The sequence below is a fragment of the Sphingobium sp. PAMC28499 genome, from assembly GCF_004795815.1.
In the GTDB taxonomy this organism is placed as follows: Bacteria; Pseudomonadota; Alphaproteobacteria; order Sphingomonadales; family Sphingomonadaceae; genus Sphingobium; species Sphingobium yanoikuyae.
Window position 1 is genome coordinate 3877035 of the sequence record NZ_CP039248.1, and the last position, 14524, is coordinate 3891558.

The window sequence follows — 14524 nt, forward strand, 5'->3', positions numbered from 1 at the left end:
ATCCGGAGCGCCCTTTCGCTTCCGATCAGCGACCGGGGCACACGCCGACGCGCTCCCCCGACAATTCGGTCTTCAGGCTCCCGAAGAAGCGAGGCTTCTCGGGCCCCTTCCCGCGCGGCCCGCGTCCGCCAACCGTCTTGTGTTCGGCAGACGCCTCCAGCGCATCGCCCGTGACCGTTCCGTTCATCCTGCCATAGGAAAAGCCGCCATGCGCACGACCGCAATATAGTCGCCCCTCGAATTTGCGCCCTGACACAGTGACCCGCCATTGGCGGCATCCATGCGGGCCACCGGCCCCAGCCGGCCGGGGCGGCCCCTCCACGGCATAGCGGATCGCCAGGTCATCGCGGCGATCGGGGATGCAGGCCTCCCACTGGCGGGTGCCGGGAGGATGATGTCCGGACATGCTGCTCACATAGGTGCCGATCTCGGTAAAGCGCCACAGGCCAGGATTGATGACATGGCGCGCGCCGGTGACGATGATCGCGTCGGATTTTCCGCCTTCATCCGCTTGCGCATCCTGTCCGGCAGCGGCGGTTTCAAGCGCGGCTTCGCTCACCAGCGCCGGCAATGTTCCACGATGACTGGCGAGATCATCGATCCGGGCATTGACGCATTGCTTGGCCTCTTCGCGCCTTGTCTTCCCGTCGAGCAGGCATTGCTGCAGCAACATGCAAATCGCCCGGTCGGCCGCCGGCGTGCCGGTCGTCCCGTCGAGATTGCAGGCCTTGAGCCAGGGGCCACGAAGCGCATATTCGATGTTGATGATCTTCATCCGGGCGGCGATCACGATGATCTCGTCCTCGGCCTGCTGGGGCGTATCGGTCCCCAGCGCCGCGCCCGACGCGCCGAGCAGCGCCAAGGCCACACCCCGCGTCCATCGCCGTCCCGCCATCGGCAGCCTCTCCTCATTTTTGTCGTTCCGTCAGCTTAACGATCATGCGCGCGCTGCAAAGCCCTTTCGTCGGGGCCGGAATGATTGGCGTCCGAGCCATGGCGCGCTAGACATGGGGACATGAACGACCCCACGGGCGCGACCCGCTTTGCGCGGATACGCGCCCATCTGGAATCGGTCCGCGTCGCGGCGGGGCCGCGCGCCTGGGCCTATGAGTTCCTGCTGTTCGGCTTCAAACAGGGCTGGGCCTGCCTGTTCGGCGGACTGATGCTGGCGCTGCTGCTAGGCACCCATCTTTTCTATCCCGCCAACGCGGCCCTCCACCGCTATGATTTCCTGACTCTGTCGGCGATCGTGATCCAGATCGCGATGCTGGGGCTGCGGCTGGAAAGTCCGCGCGAGGCGCTGGTGATCTGCGCCTTCCACCTGATCGGCACGATCATGGAATTGTTCAAGACCCATGCGGGAAGCTGGGTCTATCCGGAGGCCAGCCTGCTCCATATCGGCCCGGTGCCGCTCTTTTCCGGCTTCATGTATGCCGCCGTCGGCAGCTATATCGCGCGGGTCTGGCGCATCTTCGACTTTGGTTTCAGCCGCTATCCGCCGGTCTGGGCGACGGTGCTGCTGGCGAGCGCCGTCTATGTCAATTTCTTTGCCCATCACTGGCTGCCCGATGTGCGGATCGCCCTGTTCGCCGCCGCCATCCTGTTGTTCGGACGCAGCTGGATATGGTTCACGCCCTGGCGGGAAGCACGGCGGATGCCGCCGCTGCTCGGCTTCTTCCTGGTTGCGCTGTTCATTTGGCTGGCGGAGAATATCGGCACCTTCGCCAATGCCTGGACCTACCCCAGCCAGCGCCACGGTTGGGAGATGGTCAGCCTGATGAAGCTGGGCGCCTGGTATCTGCTGATGATCATCTCCTTCGTGCTGGTCTCGCTGATCCACGGCATAAGGCGCGTCGATCAGATCAGATAGCCGACCTCATACAGGCCCCAGCGGCGGCCGGCGAAACGCAGCGGCACGAACACGCTGCGCAGTGCCCGATAGCGCCCCTCCCCCAGATTCTGGCGATAGGTGAAGAGGTAGAAGTCGTCGTCGCCGTCGAGCGCGCGGCGGGTCTGGGCATCCATGAAGATTTGCCGGTTGCGGGCATGTTCCATGTTCCAGCGCGGGTCGCCGATCCGCTGCGGCTGGCTGCGCGCGCTGATATGGGTGGGCAGATAGCCGTCCATGTCGATCAGGCAGCAGCCGATGATGGTCGCGTCCTTCGCGGTATGGCGGTCGAGCAGCGGCCGCACCCGCAGATCGGCATAGGCGGTGAAACCAGTCTGATATTGGGTCGGCTCAGACCCCGCGATCGGTCGATGGCTGCGATCGAACAAAGCCTGTTGCGACACTTCGCCACGGGCCAGCGCATCCTCGATCAGCGCCGCGACCTCGGCCGCGCCATCCTCGGCCAGCGCGATATAATGGCTGTTACGGGTGCGCAGCCGGCTCTGCGCCGCGGTGTTGAGCATGTCGTTGGCCAGGCTCTCCAGCGCCTCGATCTTGTCGCGGGCCATGTCGACGCGCCCCGCGCTTTCGGTCGAGGAGCGGCCGAACAGCGCCAGCCCCTGGTCCAGCGCCGCGACATGGGCATCCGCCTCGTCGGTGCAGGCGACGATCGCGCTGGAGCGCTCGCCGAACTGGGTCACCAGCGAGGCGATTTCCGCCATGGACAGGCGCAGCTGGTCTATATGGGTGCCGACGTCGCGGCCGCGCTGGATATTCGCCTCCACCCCGCCGATCAGATGGCGGGCATCGCGGTCGAGCTGGCCAAGCTTGCTGCCGACCGAGGCCGAGGATTCGGCCGCCTGTTCGGCGAGCCGGCGGATTTCCTCCGCCACCACGGCAAAGCCCATCGTCGCCTCACCCCCGCGCGCCGCCTCGATCGCGGCGTTGACGCCCAGCAGGCGGGTCTGGCGGGCGATCGTGCCGAGCTGGTCGGAAATGCCGCCCACCGCCTCGATCACCTGCAGGAACTGGCGCAGATGGCCTTCGAGGCCCGTGACATGTTCGACCAGCCCCGCCACCTCGCCCAGCGACAAGGTGATGACATCATGCCCCTCGGCAATGATGCGCCCGGCGCGTCCGGCGGTGAGGCTCAACTCCTGGGCCGCCGCCACGCTCTCATTCTGGCTGGCGGTCAGCGTCTGCATGTTCGCCTGCAAGTCCGACAGGCGCGCCGAATCGCCCTGGATCCGGCGGTTCACTTCGCCCAGAAATCCAGCGGTTTCGCTGCATTGCAATGCTATGTCGCCCGACCGTTCCCCCAGGTCAGCCAACAATTCTCCGTTTTCCAAGCCGCCCCCGCAACTTAACTGTCACAATGAATACTGAACTGTTTACCGTGCGGCGCAACACTTAATATTTCGCCAATGCGATCCGCCCGGCGCTTGCATCGCCCGGCGCGCTGGCCGACAAGATCGGCACCATGATGCTCAATTTCCTCGACGCGCTACGCGCCGCCGGCATCCCCGCCAGCATCAAGGAGCATCTGCTGCTCCTCGAAGCGCTGGACCGCGACGTGATCGAGCGGCGGCCCGAGGATTTCTATTATCTCGCCCGCGCCACCTATGTGAAGGATGAGGGGCTGATCGACCGGTTCGACCAGGTCTTTGCCAAGGTGTTCAAGGGACTGCTGGGCCAGGACGGGGTCGAGGCGGAGATACCCGAGGAATGGCTGCGCCTGGTCGCGGAAAAGTTCCTCAGCCCCGAGAAGATGGAGAAGATCAAGTCGCTGGGCGACTGGGACGAGATCATGAAGACGCTGAAAGAGCGACTGGAGGAACAGAAGGGCCGGCACCAGGGCGGCAGCAAGTGGATCGGCACTGGCGGCACATCCCCCTTCGGCCATGGCGGCTATAATCCCGAGGGCGTGCGGATCGGCGGGGAGAGCCGGCACAAGCGCGCCATCAAGGTGTGGGAAAAGCGCGAATTCGCCAATCTGGACAGCAATCGCGAGATCGGCACCCGCAACATCAAGGTGGCGCTGCGCCGACTGCGCCGGTTTGCGCGGGAGGGGGCGGCCGACGAACTGGATCTGGACGCAACGATCCGCGGCACCGCGCGGCAGGGCTGGCTCGACATCCGGATGCGGCCCGAGCGGCACAATGCGGTCAAGCTGCTGCTGTTCCTGGACGTGGGCGGATCAATGGACCCGCATATCAAGCTGTGCGAGGAGTTGTTTTCCGCCGCGACCAGCGAATTCAAGAATATGGAATTCTTCTACTTCCATAACTGCCTCTATGAAGGCGTGTGGAAGGATAATCGCCGCCGCTTTGCCGAGCGCACCCCGACCTGGGACGTGCTGCACAAATATGGCCATGACTATAAGGTGATCTTCGTCGGCGACGCGGCGATGAGCCCCTATGAGATCAGCCATCCCGGTGGATCGGTGGAGCATATGAACGAGGAAGCCGGCGCCGTCTGGCTGCAGCGCGTTGCCCATACCTATCCCGCGACCGTGTGGCTGAACCCCGCACCGGCGGAACATTGGGGCTATAGCCAGTCCACCCGCATCATCCGCGACCTGATGAACGAGCGCATGTATCCGCTGACGCTGGAGGGGCTGGACGAGGCAATGCGGGAATTGACCCGCAAGCGGTAGGGTCGGCCTCCGCAGCACGCGGGCATATCCGACAGGTCAAAGAGCCGTCCGCATTATGGCTGTCAGGCGAACTGTAGGACAGTCTGAATTTGTTGCCCTAAGGCCGGCCGGTCAGGCGGATGACGCGACAGTTTATTTCGGCCCGAAGTTCACAGTGTCGTCGGGCCATTTAGGGCCTTTTGCACCTGTCGCGCGCCCGCGACGCGACACCCACGCGCCTGTGACGCCACATTTGGGTCACGATCAGGGTCACCGTCCCGCACCACCGACGCGACAGTCAGGCGACAGGGAAGCGACAGCGGCGCGACAATTCTGGACATGCGTGCGAGAGAGACGGCTTTTCATGGCCGGAGTAGATCATGAACGGGCCGAATAGGACAGAGGGAGCGCGGCCTTGGTCGGGGCGCGCTCGCAAAGCAAGAAAAGCGGGATGCCGGGTCAAGCCCGGCATGACGGGATGGGGATGGAATCTAGCGACCATTCGTGGACGTTCCGCCAGATTATCCTAATCCCTGAAACCAGCCACTCATTCAGATGGCTGGTTCGACACTGAATGACGAAATTTGTTGGAAATCGGCCGTTGTGCGGGATAGCGGCGCAGAAGGAGGAATGGGCATGACAGTCGGTATCAAGGTCGGCAGCATCACCGATGAAATCGGCACTGGCGACTTCTTTCATTCCTTTTACTCGACCGTGAGTGGCAGGCTGGAGGGGCGATGGGGTGAACGCTTTCCGTCGCTAATGCACCTCTACGAGGGGAAACTGCCATGTGATCAAGCGCCAGTCGCTCTCGCCGAACTGGCTGATATCCGTTCGGAGTTTGCGGCCTTCTCGCCTGATCGAGTAATCTGGGATATAGAAGATCGAGCCAAGGTGCCGCCTTGGGGCAACGAGATATCGGCGGACATAACCAGCCTCGCGAATTACTTTGTGACATCGACAGGTCGCGATTTGATCGACGTTCTACAAGAGGCGCTGGAAGCGTCGCGTGATGAGCGAAAAGTAGCCGAGATTGTGCGTTATTGAAGGTCAATAATTGCGGCAACTCTTCCCAAGCGATATTTACCGCGCAGCGTCAGCTAGTAGCGGCGTTCACTTCTCCAAAACCCGACAGGCCCTTAACCACCCTTCCCCGCCATTCTCTCGTAGGCGGGAATCTATCTCCGAACCTTCTCTCTGGTCCCACGCTGGCGAGATGGATCCCCGCCTCCGCGGGGATGACGGGAGGAAAAGCAGGCGGTCGTTAGCCATCCCTGCGTGGCGCTTCCACGGCATCGGTTTTGCCCGCGCCGCCGGTACATAGCATCCCCGCTCAGCGTGGCGGATGGAGGCCGGGGATGTTGTCGATCGTCACCCAGCCCTGGACATAATTGGCGTAATAGAGGCCGAACAGGACGGCCGAGAGCAGGGTGGCGCGCAGCATGACGCGGCCGGGGCGGAAGTTGCTGGGGGCGCTGTCCGCCTGGCCTTTCAGCAGCACCTCCCCCGTCTCGTCGGGCGTGCGCAGGCCGAAGGGCAGGACGAGGAAGGCGCTGATCACCCAGAACAGCACATAGATGGCGAAGATGGCATACCAGTTCATCCGGCCCGCCCGTTATTGCAGCGCATGCCCCTATCCTCTCCCGTCATCGCGGCATTTCTTCGCTCGCCATGACGATTCAATCTTGATCGGCCCGAGCCTAGAAGATTCTGGGCATTTGCGAAAGCGCCGTTCGCCTTGCTCCCGCAGGATGGCGAACGGCACTCTCATATCATGCGCGGATCAGCAGCACGTCGACGATCGGCTTCTTGCCGGTCCAGCGGGTGGCGGTGCGGCGCACGGCGAGGCGCAGCCGTTCGCGCAGGGCTTCCTGCTCCATCGATCCCTTGGCGACGGCCGCCGCCGCTTCCTCGGCCGCTTCGGCGAGGAAGGCGTCCTTGTCTTCCTCCACCGGCACGCCCTGGGTGCGCAGCACGGGTTCGCCGATCAGGCGGTTCTTCGCGTCGAGCGCCACGGCGACGCTGATCTGGCCGTGCAGACCCAGCTTGCGCCGTTCGTTCATGGTCGCGCCGTCGGCGGGCAGGATGACGTCGCCGTCAAGCACCAGACGGCCGGTATCCTCATGGCCGATGATCGTCGGCTTGCCCGGTGCCAGCCGCAACAGGTCGCCGTTCGACTGGACCACCGCATCGGGGATGCCGGTGGCGAGGCCAAGCCGCGCCTGTTCCGCCATGTGGCGGCGTTCGCCATGGACCGGCAGCAGGATGGCGGGGCGGATCCAGCGATACATGGATTCCAGTTCCGGACGGCCCGGATGGCCCGAGACATGGACTTCGGCCTGGCGGTCGGTCACCATGATGATGCCCTTGGTCGCCAGCGCATTCTGGATGCGGCCGATCGCGATTTCATTGCCCGGAATCTGCTTGGACGAGAAGACGACGGTATCGCCCTCGGCCAGCTTGATCGGGTGGCTGTCAAAGGCGATGCGCGACAGGGCGGCACGCGCCTCGCCCTGGCCGCCGGTGGCGATGAACATCACTTCCGAACGCGGCAGGTCCATCGCATCGTCCCAATCGACCAGCGGCGGGAAATCCTTGAGATAACCGGCAGCCTTGGCGGTGCTGATGATGCGATCGAGCGAGCGGCCGGCGACGCACAGCTTGCGCCCGGTGGCCGCCGCGACCTCGCCCAGCGTCTGCACGCGCGCGGCGTTGGAGGCGAAGGTGGTGACCAGCACGCGGCCCTTCGCCGCTGCGACGGTCTGCATCAGGCCATCGCGCACCGTGCTTTCAGAACCCGATGGTTCTGGATTGAAGACATTGGTGCTGTCGCACACAAGCGCGAGCACGCCCTCGTCACCGATCGCGGTCAGTTCCTCCGGCGTGGAGGGCTGGCCGAGCAGCGGGGCTGAGTCCAGCTTCCAGTCGCCGGTGTGGAAGATGCGGCCGTGCGGCGTGTCGATCAGGACGGCATTGCCCTCCGGAATCGAGTGGGCGAGCGGCACGTAGCGGAAGCCGAACGGACCAAGATTGAAGCTGCCTTCATTCTCGATAACGTGGAGCTTCACCTCCTTGGTGAGGCCCTCTTCCTCCAGCTTCAGCCGGATCAGGCCCGCGGTGAAGGGCGTGGCATAAAGCGGCACGCCCAGGTCTGCCGCCAGATAGGGGATGGCGCCGATATGGTCTTCATGGCCATGGGTCAGCACGATGCCGAGCAGGTCGTCCTTGCGCTCCTCGATGAAGGCAAGGTCGGGCAGCACCAGTTCCACGCCGGGATAAAGCGGGTCGGCAAAGGTCAGGCCGAGATCGACCATGACCCATTTGCCCTGGCAACCATAAAGATTGACGTTCATGCCGATCTCGCCCGAGCCGCCGAGGGCCAGGAAGAGCAGCTCGTCCTTGGGTGTCATTCTGTCTGTAAACTCCGTTCGTACAGCAATGCGAGGCCCTGGATCGTCAGGTCGGGCGCGATCGCATCGAAAATATCGCTATTGTCATTGAAGAGGACGGCGAGTCCTCCGGTCGAAATCACTTTGGTCGGGCGGCCGATCTCGGCCCGCATCCGGGCGACCAGCCCCTCCATCATCGCCACATAGCCCCAGAAGACGCCGATCAGCATGGCGTCGGCCGTGGTCCGACCGATAACCGATCGGTTCTCTGGCGGGGCGATCGCGATGCGGGGCAATTTGGCCGCAGCCGCCACCAGCGCATCGAGCGACAGATTGATGCCCGGCGCGATGATGCCGCCCTTATAGGCGCCGCGATAATCCACCACGTCGAAGGTGGTCGCCGTGCCGAAGTCGATGACGATCAGGTCGCCCTCATAAAGATGGTGGGCCGCGATCGCGTTTACAACCCGGTCGGCGCCGACCGAGGCCGGTTCCGCCACGTCCAGTTCGATGCCCCAGTCGACCGGCGATTGGCCGGCGACCAGCGCCGTCGTCTTGAAATATTTGTCGGCCAGCACCTGAAGATTGTGGAGCGCGCGCGGCACGACCGTGGCGACGATCACCGCGTCGACATCGGCCATGGCATAGCCTTCCAGCATCAAAAGCTGGTTCAGCCACACGGCATATTCGTCGGCGGTGCGGCGCGGGTCGGTGGCGATGCGCCAGCGCGTCTTGATCTCACGCCCGTCGAGCAGCGCGAAAACGACATTGGTGTTGCCCGCGTCGATCGCGAGAAGCATGGCCGAACCCTCAGATGAGAAAGATATCGCCGGCATGAATGGCACGGGTATCGCCATTCGCCAAGCGCAGGATCAACATGCCCTGGCTGTCGAGCGTGCCGAAGCCGCCCTCCACCACGTCGCCGTCGGGCTGGACGACACGCATCTGCGTGCCGGTCGGGTGGGCGTTGAGCAGCCAGTGGGTGCGCACCGGATCAAGCCCCTGGGCGCGCCAGATTGCCAGCCAATGGCCGAAAAGCTGGGCGAGGCGCTCCAGCAGCGCAGCGGCGTCCGCCCCCTCCCCGGTCGCGCCTTGCGCTGTTAGGCTGGTGACCGGACGGTCGAGCCCTTGCGGGAAATGGGTGACGTTGATGCCGATGCCGACCACCACGGCATCGCCGGTGCGTTCCAGCAGGATGCCGGCGATCTTCGCGCCGTCGACCAAAATGTCATTGGGCCATTTGATCCGCGCCTGTCCGGCACAGAGGGGCGCGACCAGCGCATGGACGGCGTTCGCCGCGACCAGCGCCAGCGTGTGCGCCATCGGGTCGCCCGGCTGCGGCCGGATCAGGGTGGAGCAATAGAGATTGCCGACCGGGCTTTCCCACGCCCGGCCCAAACGACCGCGGCCTCCGGACTGTCGCTTTGCGCGCAGCCAGAGGCCCTCGGTTTCACCCTGCTCCGCCAATGCCAGCATGTCGGCATTGGTGGAGCCGGTTTCTTCTACGGTGCGAAACTGCGTCAGAACAGTGAGGCCGCCGCAGCCGCGCTGGCCTTGTCCAGCAGCGGGTTGAGCAGATAACCGAAGACGATCACGATGGCGCAGGCGGCCATGATGATGTTCTCGACCGCCCCGCCCTTCGCCTCATAGGGCGCGGCCGGCTCGTCGAAATAGATCGTCTTGATGATCTTGAGATAATAGAAGGCGCCGATCACCGACATGGCGATGCCGAAGGCGGCGAGCGCGGTCAGGTTGGCGGCGACCGCGGCATCGAACACCAGGAACTTCGCCCAGAAGCCGAACAGCGGCGGGATACCGGCCATCGAGAACATGAAGATCGCGAAGGCGGCCGACAGGCCCTTGCGCGACTGCGACAGGCCGGCAAGGCTGGCGATCGTGTCGACCGGCTTGCCGTCGGCATCCCGCATCTGGAGGATGCAGGCGAAGGCGCCGATGGTCATGACGACATAGATCGCCATGTAGCTCATCGTCGCGGCAACGCCGGCGGGCGTGCCGGCGGCGAGGCCGACCAGCGCGAAACCGACATTGTTGATCGACGAATAGGCCATCAGACGCTTGATGCTGGTCTGGCCGATCGCCGCGACCGCACCGAACAGGATCGAGGCGAGTGCAACGAAGATGATGATCTGCTGCCAGTCGAGGCCGGCCGGGCCGAGCGCTTCGATCGCGACGCGGACCATCAGGCCCATGGCGGCGACCTTGGGCGCGCTGCCGAAGAAGGCGGTGACCGGGGTCGGCGCACCTTCATAGACGTCGGGCGTCCACATGTGGAACGGCACGGCGCTGATCTTGAAAGCGAGGCCGGCAAGCACGAAGACCAGGCCGAACAGTTCGCCCTTCGACACGCCGTCGCCCATGGCGATGGCGATGCCGTCGAACGCGGTCGAACCGGTGAAGCCGTAGAGCAGCGAGATGCCGTAGAGCAGGATGCCGCTGGCCAGCGAACCGAGCACGAAATATTTCAGGCCCGCTTCCGACGACTTTTCGTCCTGGCGCATGAAACTGGCCAGCACGTAGGACGCGAGGCTGTTCATTTCCAGGCCGACATAGAGGGTCAGCATGTCGCCGGCCGAAACCATCATGCCCATGCCGATGGCGGCAAAGACGATCAGGACGGCATATTCGGCACGCAGCGCGCCGCCGGTGGCGAAGAAGCGCGGGGCCAGCAGGATGGCCGCACCGGCCGCGCCATAGATCAGCGCCTTGGCATAGACCGAGAAGGCGTCGGCACGGACCAGGCCGTCGAACGCGACCGGGCCATGCGCCATCGAGGTGCAGAGGCTGAGGCCGGCGGCGAGCAGTGCAAGCACTGCCAGCCAGTTGACGGCATGGGTCGAGCGGTCACCACCAAAGGCGGCGATCAGCATCAGCACCAGGCCGGAGCCGGTGAGGATGAGTTCCGGCAATACGGCCAGAAGGGAAGCGGTTTCGATCATTAGTGCGCCTCCCCGTGCGCAGCGGCTTCTTCATGATGGCCCTCGCCTACCGGCTTGGGCGCACCCATCTTGATCTGGGAATCTCCTGCGGGAGCCGCAGGGGCGAGACGCGCTTCGAGCGCGCGGATGTCGGGACGCATCGGGGCCAGGAAGCTTTCCGGATAGACGCCCATCCAGAGCACCGCCGCGGCAATCGGGGCGAGCAGCCAGATTTCACGCGCCGACAGGTCGGGCATGGCGGCGGCATCGGCGTTCACCTGATCGCCGTAGCAAATGCGGCGATAGAGGTAGAGCATATAGGCCGCACCCAGGATGATGCCGGTGGTGCAGATCAGCGCCGCCCAGGTCGAGACCTGATAGATGCCCATCAGCGACAGGAATTCGCCGACGAAGTTGCTGGTGCCCGGCAGACCGACCGAAGCCATGGTGAAGAGCAGGAACAGCACGGCGTAGCGCGGCATGTTGATTGCGAGGCCACCATAGCGGTTGATCTCACGGGTGTGCAGGCGGTCATAGATGACGCCGACGCAGAGGAACAGCGCGCCCGAGACCAGGCCGTGGCCCAGCATGACCATCATCGCGCCTTCCAGGCCCGCCTGGTTGAAGGCGAACAGACCGATGGTAACGATCGCCATGTGCGCGACCGACGAATAGGCGATCAGCTTCTTCATGTCCGACTGAACCAGCGCGATGAGGCTGGTATAGACGACGGCGACCATCGACAGGCCCCAGACCCAGGGCGCGAGCTGCGCCGAGGCTTCCGGGAACATCGGCAGCGAGAAGCGGATGAAGCCATAGCCACCCATCTTCAGCAGCACGCCTGCCAGGATGACCGAACCGGCGGTCGGCGCCTGAACGTGCGCGTCGGGCAGCCAGGTGTGGACCGGCCACATCGGCATCTTCACCGCGAAGCTGGCGAAGAAGGCAAGCCACAGCCAGATCTGGATCTTCGGATCGAAATTGTAGGCCATCAGGTCGGGGATGCGGGTCGTGCCGGCCTCATGCACCATCCACATCATCGCGATCAGCATCAGGACCGAGCCGAGCAGCGTGTAGAGGAAGAATTTGTACGAGGCGTAGATACGGTTCGCACCACCCCAGATACCGATGATCAGATACATCGGGATCAGGCCGGCTTCGAACATGATGTAGAAGAGGTAGAGATCCTGCGCGGTGAAGACGCCGATCATCAGCACCTCCATGAACAGGAACGCCGCCATATATTCGCCGACGCGCTTGTTGATCGCGTTCCAGCTGGCGCCGATGCAGATCGGCATCAGGAACACGGTCAGTGCGATCAGCAGCAAGGCGATGCCGTCGATCCCGAGCGCCCACGCGAAGCGGCCGAAGATCGGCGCATATTCGGTGAACTGCCACTGGGCGCCAGCGCCCGACTGATCGAAATTGACCCACAGGACGATGCCCAGGACCAGATCGACCAGCGTGGCGATCAGCGCAATCCAGCGCGCATTATTGGCGCCAGCGAAGAGGCAGGCGATGGCACCAGCCATCGGCACTGCCATCATCAGGGAGAGGATGGGGAAGCCGTCCATTATCGTGTCATCGCCCAGGTTGCAGCCGCGGCGAGGCCAATCAGCATCACCAGCGCATAGGTGTAGAGGTAGCCGGACTGAAGCCGACGGGTGATCTTGTTGCCCTGCACGACCAGAGCAGCCAGCCCGTTGGGGCCGAAGCGGTCAATGAAGCCGACGTCACCGAACTGCCAGAAGAAGCGGCCGATGGCGAAGGCGGGCTTGACGAACAGGAAGTTGTACAGCTCGTCAAAATACCACTTGTTGAGCAGGAACTGGTGCAGGGCGCCGAAGGTGGCGACGAAGCGCTGCGGCCAGTCGGTGTTCTTGATGTAGGCGAGCCAGGCAATGACCAGGCCGGTCAGCATCACGGTGAACGGACCGAACTTGACCCAGGTCGGCACTTCATGCGCGGCGTGCATCAGGTGGCTGTCGAACGCGAGCGCGCCCTTCCAGAACTCGATGCCCCCTTCCGGACCAATGAACTGGTCGTGGAAGACGAAGCCGGCGAACACGGCGCCCAGGCTGAGCACCAGCAGCGGGATCAGCATGACCAGGCCGCTTTCGTGCGGGTGGTAGCCACCGGTGCCGTCGCCAGCGTCATGGGCATGATGGTCATGGCCATGATCGGCATGTGCGTGGGCATGATCGTCATGATCATGGCCGGCATGGGCGTGATCGTCATGGCCGTGGCCGTGATCGTCATGCCCATGGGAGTCATGGAGGGCATGCTGGATATGCTCGGACTGGGTCCAGCGCGGCTTGCCGAAGAAGGTCAGGAAGACCAGGCGCCAGCTGTAGAAGCTGGTCAGCAGCGCGGCAAACACGCCAACATAATAGGCGCCAATGCCTGCACCGCCCGAAGCGAACGCCGCTTCGAGAATGCCGTCCTTCGAATAGAAGCCGGCGAAGCCGACGCCGACGAGCGGCAGGCCGACGCCCGTGATGGCGAGCGTGCCGAGCGTCATGGTCCAGAAGGTCACGGGGATCTTCTTACGCAGGCCGCCATAGTAACGCATGTCCTGCTCATGGTGCATCGCATGGATGACCGAGCCGGCGCCCAGGAACAGAAGCGCCTTGAAGAAGGCGTGGGTGAAGAGGTGGAACATCGCCGCGCCATAGGCGCCGCAACCGGCCGCGAAGAACATGTAGCCCAGCTGCGAACAGGTCGAATAGGCGATAACGCGCTTGATGTCGGTCTGCACGGTGCCGACGGTGGCGGCGAACAGACAGGTGGCGGCACCGACATAGGTGACCACGGTCAGCGCGGTCGGCGACATTTCGAACATCGGCGACAGGCGGCAGACCATGAAGACGCCGGCGGTGACCATAGTGGCCGCGTGGATCAGCGCCGACACCGGGGTCGGGCCTTCCATCGCGTCGGGAAGCCAGGTGTGGAGGCCGAGCTGTGCCGACTTGCCCATCGCGCCGATGAACAGCAGCAGGCAGAGCACGGTCATGGTGTCGAAGCGGTGACCCAGGAAGCCGATGGTCGAACCCGCCATCGACGGGGCCATTTCCAGGATTTCCGGGATCGAGATGGTGTTGAACACCAGATAGGTGCCGAAAATGCCCATCATGAAGCCAAGGTCGCCGACGCGATTGACGACGAACGCCTTGATCGCGGCCGCGTTGGCCGACGGCTTACGGAACCAGAAACCGATCAGCAGGTAGGAAGCCAGACCCACGCCTTCCCAACCGAAGAACATCTGCAGCAGATTGTTCGCGGTCACGAGCATCAGCATCGCGAAGGTGAAGAGCGAGAGATAGGCGAAGAAGCGCGGCTGATCCGGCTCTTCGTCCATATAGCCCCAGCTATAGAGGTGGACCAGGCTGGACACGCTGGTGATGACCACCAGCATGACCGCCGTCATGGTGTCGACCCGCAGCGCCCACTGGGCGTCGAAGCTGCCGCTTTCGATCCAGGTGAAGACGGGCGCGACATAGGGTTCGGCGTGGCCGGTCAGGAAGCTGATGAAGATCGGCCAGGACATGGCGCAGGCTGCGAACAGCGCGCCGGTCGTGACGATCTTCGCCGGGATCTTGCCCAGGGCCTTGTTGCCAAGGCCGGCGATGGCTGCAGCAAGCAGCGGGAGAAGGACGATAAGCTGGATCATGGGATT

At 63.9% G+C, this 14524-nt stretch carries 12 protein-coding genes; 3 read left to right on the top strand and 9 right to left on the bottom strand.

Going from position 1 to position 14524, the window contains the following annotated elements; all coding sequences use genetic code 11:
- Window positions 1–25: 25 nt before the first annotated feature.
- On the bottom strand, window positions 26–895 hold the full coding sequence (locus E5554_RS18430; protein ID WP_136187681.1) for a DUF3617 family protein: 870 nt from the start codon (window positions 893–895) through the stop codon (window positions 26–28).
- 120 nt (window positions 896–1015) lie between these two features.
- On the opposite strand from E5554_RS18430, the gene E5554_RS18435 reads away from it, so the two are divergent.
- Entirely contained in the window at window positions 1016–1870 is an 855-nt protein-coding gene (locus E5554_RS18435) for a DUF817 domain-containing protein (RefSeq protein WP_136187682.1), read from the top strand.
- On the opposite strand, the gene E5554_RS18440 is transcribed toward E5554_RS18435, so the two are convergent.
- Window positions 1858–3222: a methyl-accepting chemotaxis protein gene (locus E5554_RS18440; protein ID WP_210729767.1), complete on the bottom strand. Its 1365-nt coding sequence runs from the start codon at window positions 3220–3222 to the stop codon at window positions 1858–1860. The genes E5554_RS18435 and E5554_RS18440 overlap by 13 nt on opposite strands.
- A 146-nt stretch (window positions 3223–3368) precedes the next feature.
- On the opposite strand from E5554_RS18440, the gene E5554_RS18445 reads away from it, so the two are divergent.
- Together E5554_RS18445 and E5554_RS18450 are read left to right on the top strand one after the other, a co-directional pair.
- Window positions 3369–4544: a VWA domain-containing protein gene (locus E5554_RS18445; protein ID WP_136187684.1), complete on the top strand. Its 1176-nt coding sequence runs from the start codon at window positions 3369–3371 to the stop codon at window positions 4542–4544.
- Between the two features lie 615 nt (window positions 4545–5159).
- Window positions 5160–5570, top strand: coding sequence for an immunity 70 family protein (locus tag E5554_RS18450; RefSeq protein ID WP_026108722.1), 411 nt, complete (start codon window positions 5160–5162; stop codon window positions 5568–5570).
- A gap of 286 nt (window positions 5571–5856) precedes the next feature.
- Here the strand turns inward: E5554_RS18450 and E5554_RS18455 are convergent, their stop codons facing one another.
- From E5554_RS18455 to nuoL, 7 genes are all read right to left on the bottom strand, one after another.
- On the bottom strand, window positions 5857–6126 hold the full coding sequence (locus E5554_RS18455; RefSeq protein ID WP_136187685.1) for a DUF1467 family protein: 270 nt from the start codon (window positions 6124–6126) through the stop codon (window positions 5857–5859).
- Between the two features lie 169 nt (window positions 6127–6295).
- Window positions 6296–7933, bottom strand: a complete 1638-nt coding sequence (locus tag E5554_RS18460) for a ribonuclease J (RefSeq protein WP_097382621.1) — start codon at window positions 7931–7933, stop codon at window positions 6296–6298.
- Window positions 7930–8712 carry a type III pantothenate kinase gene (locus tag E5554_RS18465; protein WP_037507523.1) on the bottom strand — a complete coding sequence of 261 codons (783 nt, stop codon included), beginning with the start codon at window positions 8710–8712 and terminating at the stop codon, window positions 7930–7932. The genes E5554_RS18460 and E5554_RS18465 overlap by 4 nt, the downstream gene beginning before the upstream one ends.
- Before the next feature lie 10 nt (window positions 8713–8722).
- Complete coding sequence (locus tag E5554_RS18470; protein ID WP_247594302.1) at window positions 8723–9388, bottom strand: biotin--[acetyl-CoA-carboxylase] ligase; 666 nt, start codon at window positions 9386–9388, stop codon at window positions 8723–8725.
- Between the two features lie 44 nt (window positions 9389–9432).
- Window positions 9433–10869 (bottom strand): NADH-quinone oxidoreductase subunit NuoN, encoded by a 1437-nt coding sequence (gene nuoN, locus E5554_RS18475; protein ID WP_136187687.1) that lies wholly within the window; start codon window positions 10867–10869, stop codon window positions 9433–9435.
- Window positions 10869–12422 (bottom strand): NADH-quinone oxidoreductase subunit M, encoded by a 1554-nt coding sequence (locus E5554_RS18480; RefSeq protein WP_136187688.1) that lies wholly within the window; start codon window positions 12420–12422, stop codon window positions 10869–10871. The genes nuoN and E5554_RS18480 overlap by 1 nt, the downstream gene beginning before the upstream one ends.
- Complete coding sequence (gene nuoL / locus E5554_RS18485; protein ID WP_136187689.1) at window positions 12422–14518, bottom strand: NADH-quinone oxidoreductase subunit L; 2097 nt, start codon at window positions 14516–14518, stop codon at window positions 12422–12424. Before nuoL ends, E5554_RS18480 begins: the two co-directional genes overlap by 1 nt.
- Window positions 14519–14524: the final 6 nt, after the last annotated feature.

Coding starts and splice junctions, on each gene's coding strand:
- E5554_RS18450 (WP_026108722.1), top strand. CDS start 5,160: ATGACAGTCGGTATCAAGGTCGGCAGCATCACCGATGAAATCGGCACT.
- E5554_RS18470 (WP_247594302.1), bottom strand. CDS start 9,388: ATGCTGGCATTGGCGGAGCAGGGTGAAACCGAGGGCCTCTGGCTGCGC.
- nuoN (WP_136187687.1), bottom strand. CDS start 10,869: ATGATCGAAACCGCTTCCCTTCTGGCCGTATTGCCGGAACTCATCCTC.
- E5554_RS18460 (WP_097382621.1), bottom strand. CDS start 7,933: ATGACACCCAAGGACGAGCTGCTCTTCCTGGCCCTCGGCGGCTCGGGC.
- nuoL (WP_136187689.1), bottom strand. CDS start 14,518: ATGATCCAGCTTATCGTCCTTCTCCCGCTGCTTGCTGCAGCCATCGCC.
- E5554_RS18480 (WP_136187688.1), bottom strand. CDS start 12,422: ATGGACGGCTTCCCCATCCTCTCCCTGATGATGGCAGTGCCGATGGCT.
- E5554_RS18455 (WP_136187685.1), bottom strand. CDS start 6,126: ATGAACTGGTATGCCATCTTCGCCATCTATGTGCTGTTCTGGGTGATC.
- E5554_RS18430 (WP_136187681.1), bottom strand. CDS start 895: ATGGCGGGACGGCGATGGACGCGGGGTGTGGCCTTGGCGCTGCTCGGC.
- E5554_RS18435 (WP_136187682.1), top strand. CDS start 1,016: ATGAACGACCCCACGGGCGCGACCCGCTTTGCGCGGATACGCGCCCAT.
- E5554_RS18465 (WP_037507523.1), bottom strand. CDS start 8,712: ATGCTTCTCGCGATCGACGCGGGCAACACCAATGTCGTTTTCGCGCTG.
- E5554_RS18445 (WP_136187684.1), top strand. CDS start 3,369: ATGATGCTCAATTTCCTCGACGCGCTACGCGCCGCCGGCATCCCCGCC.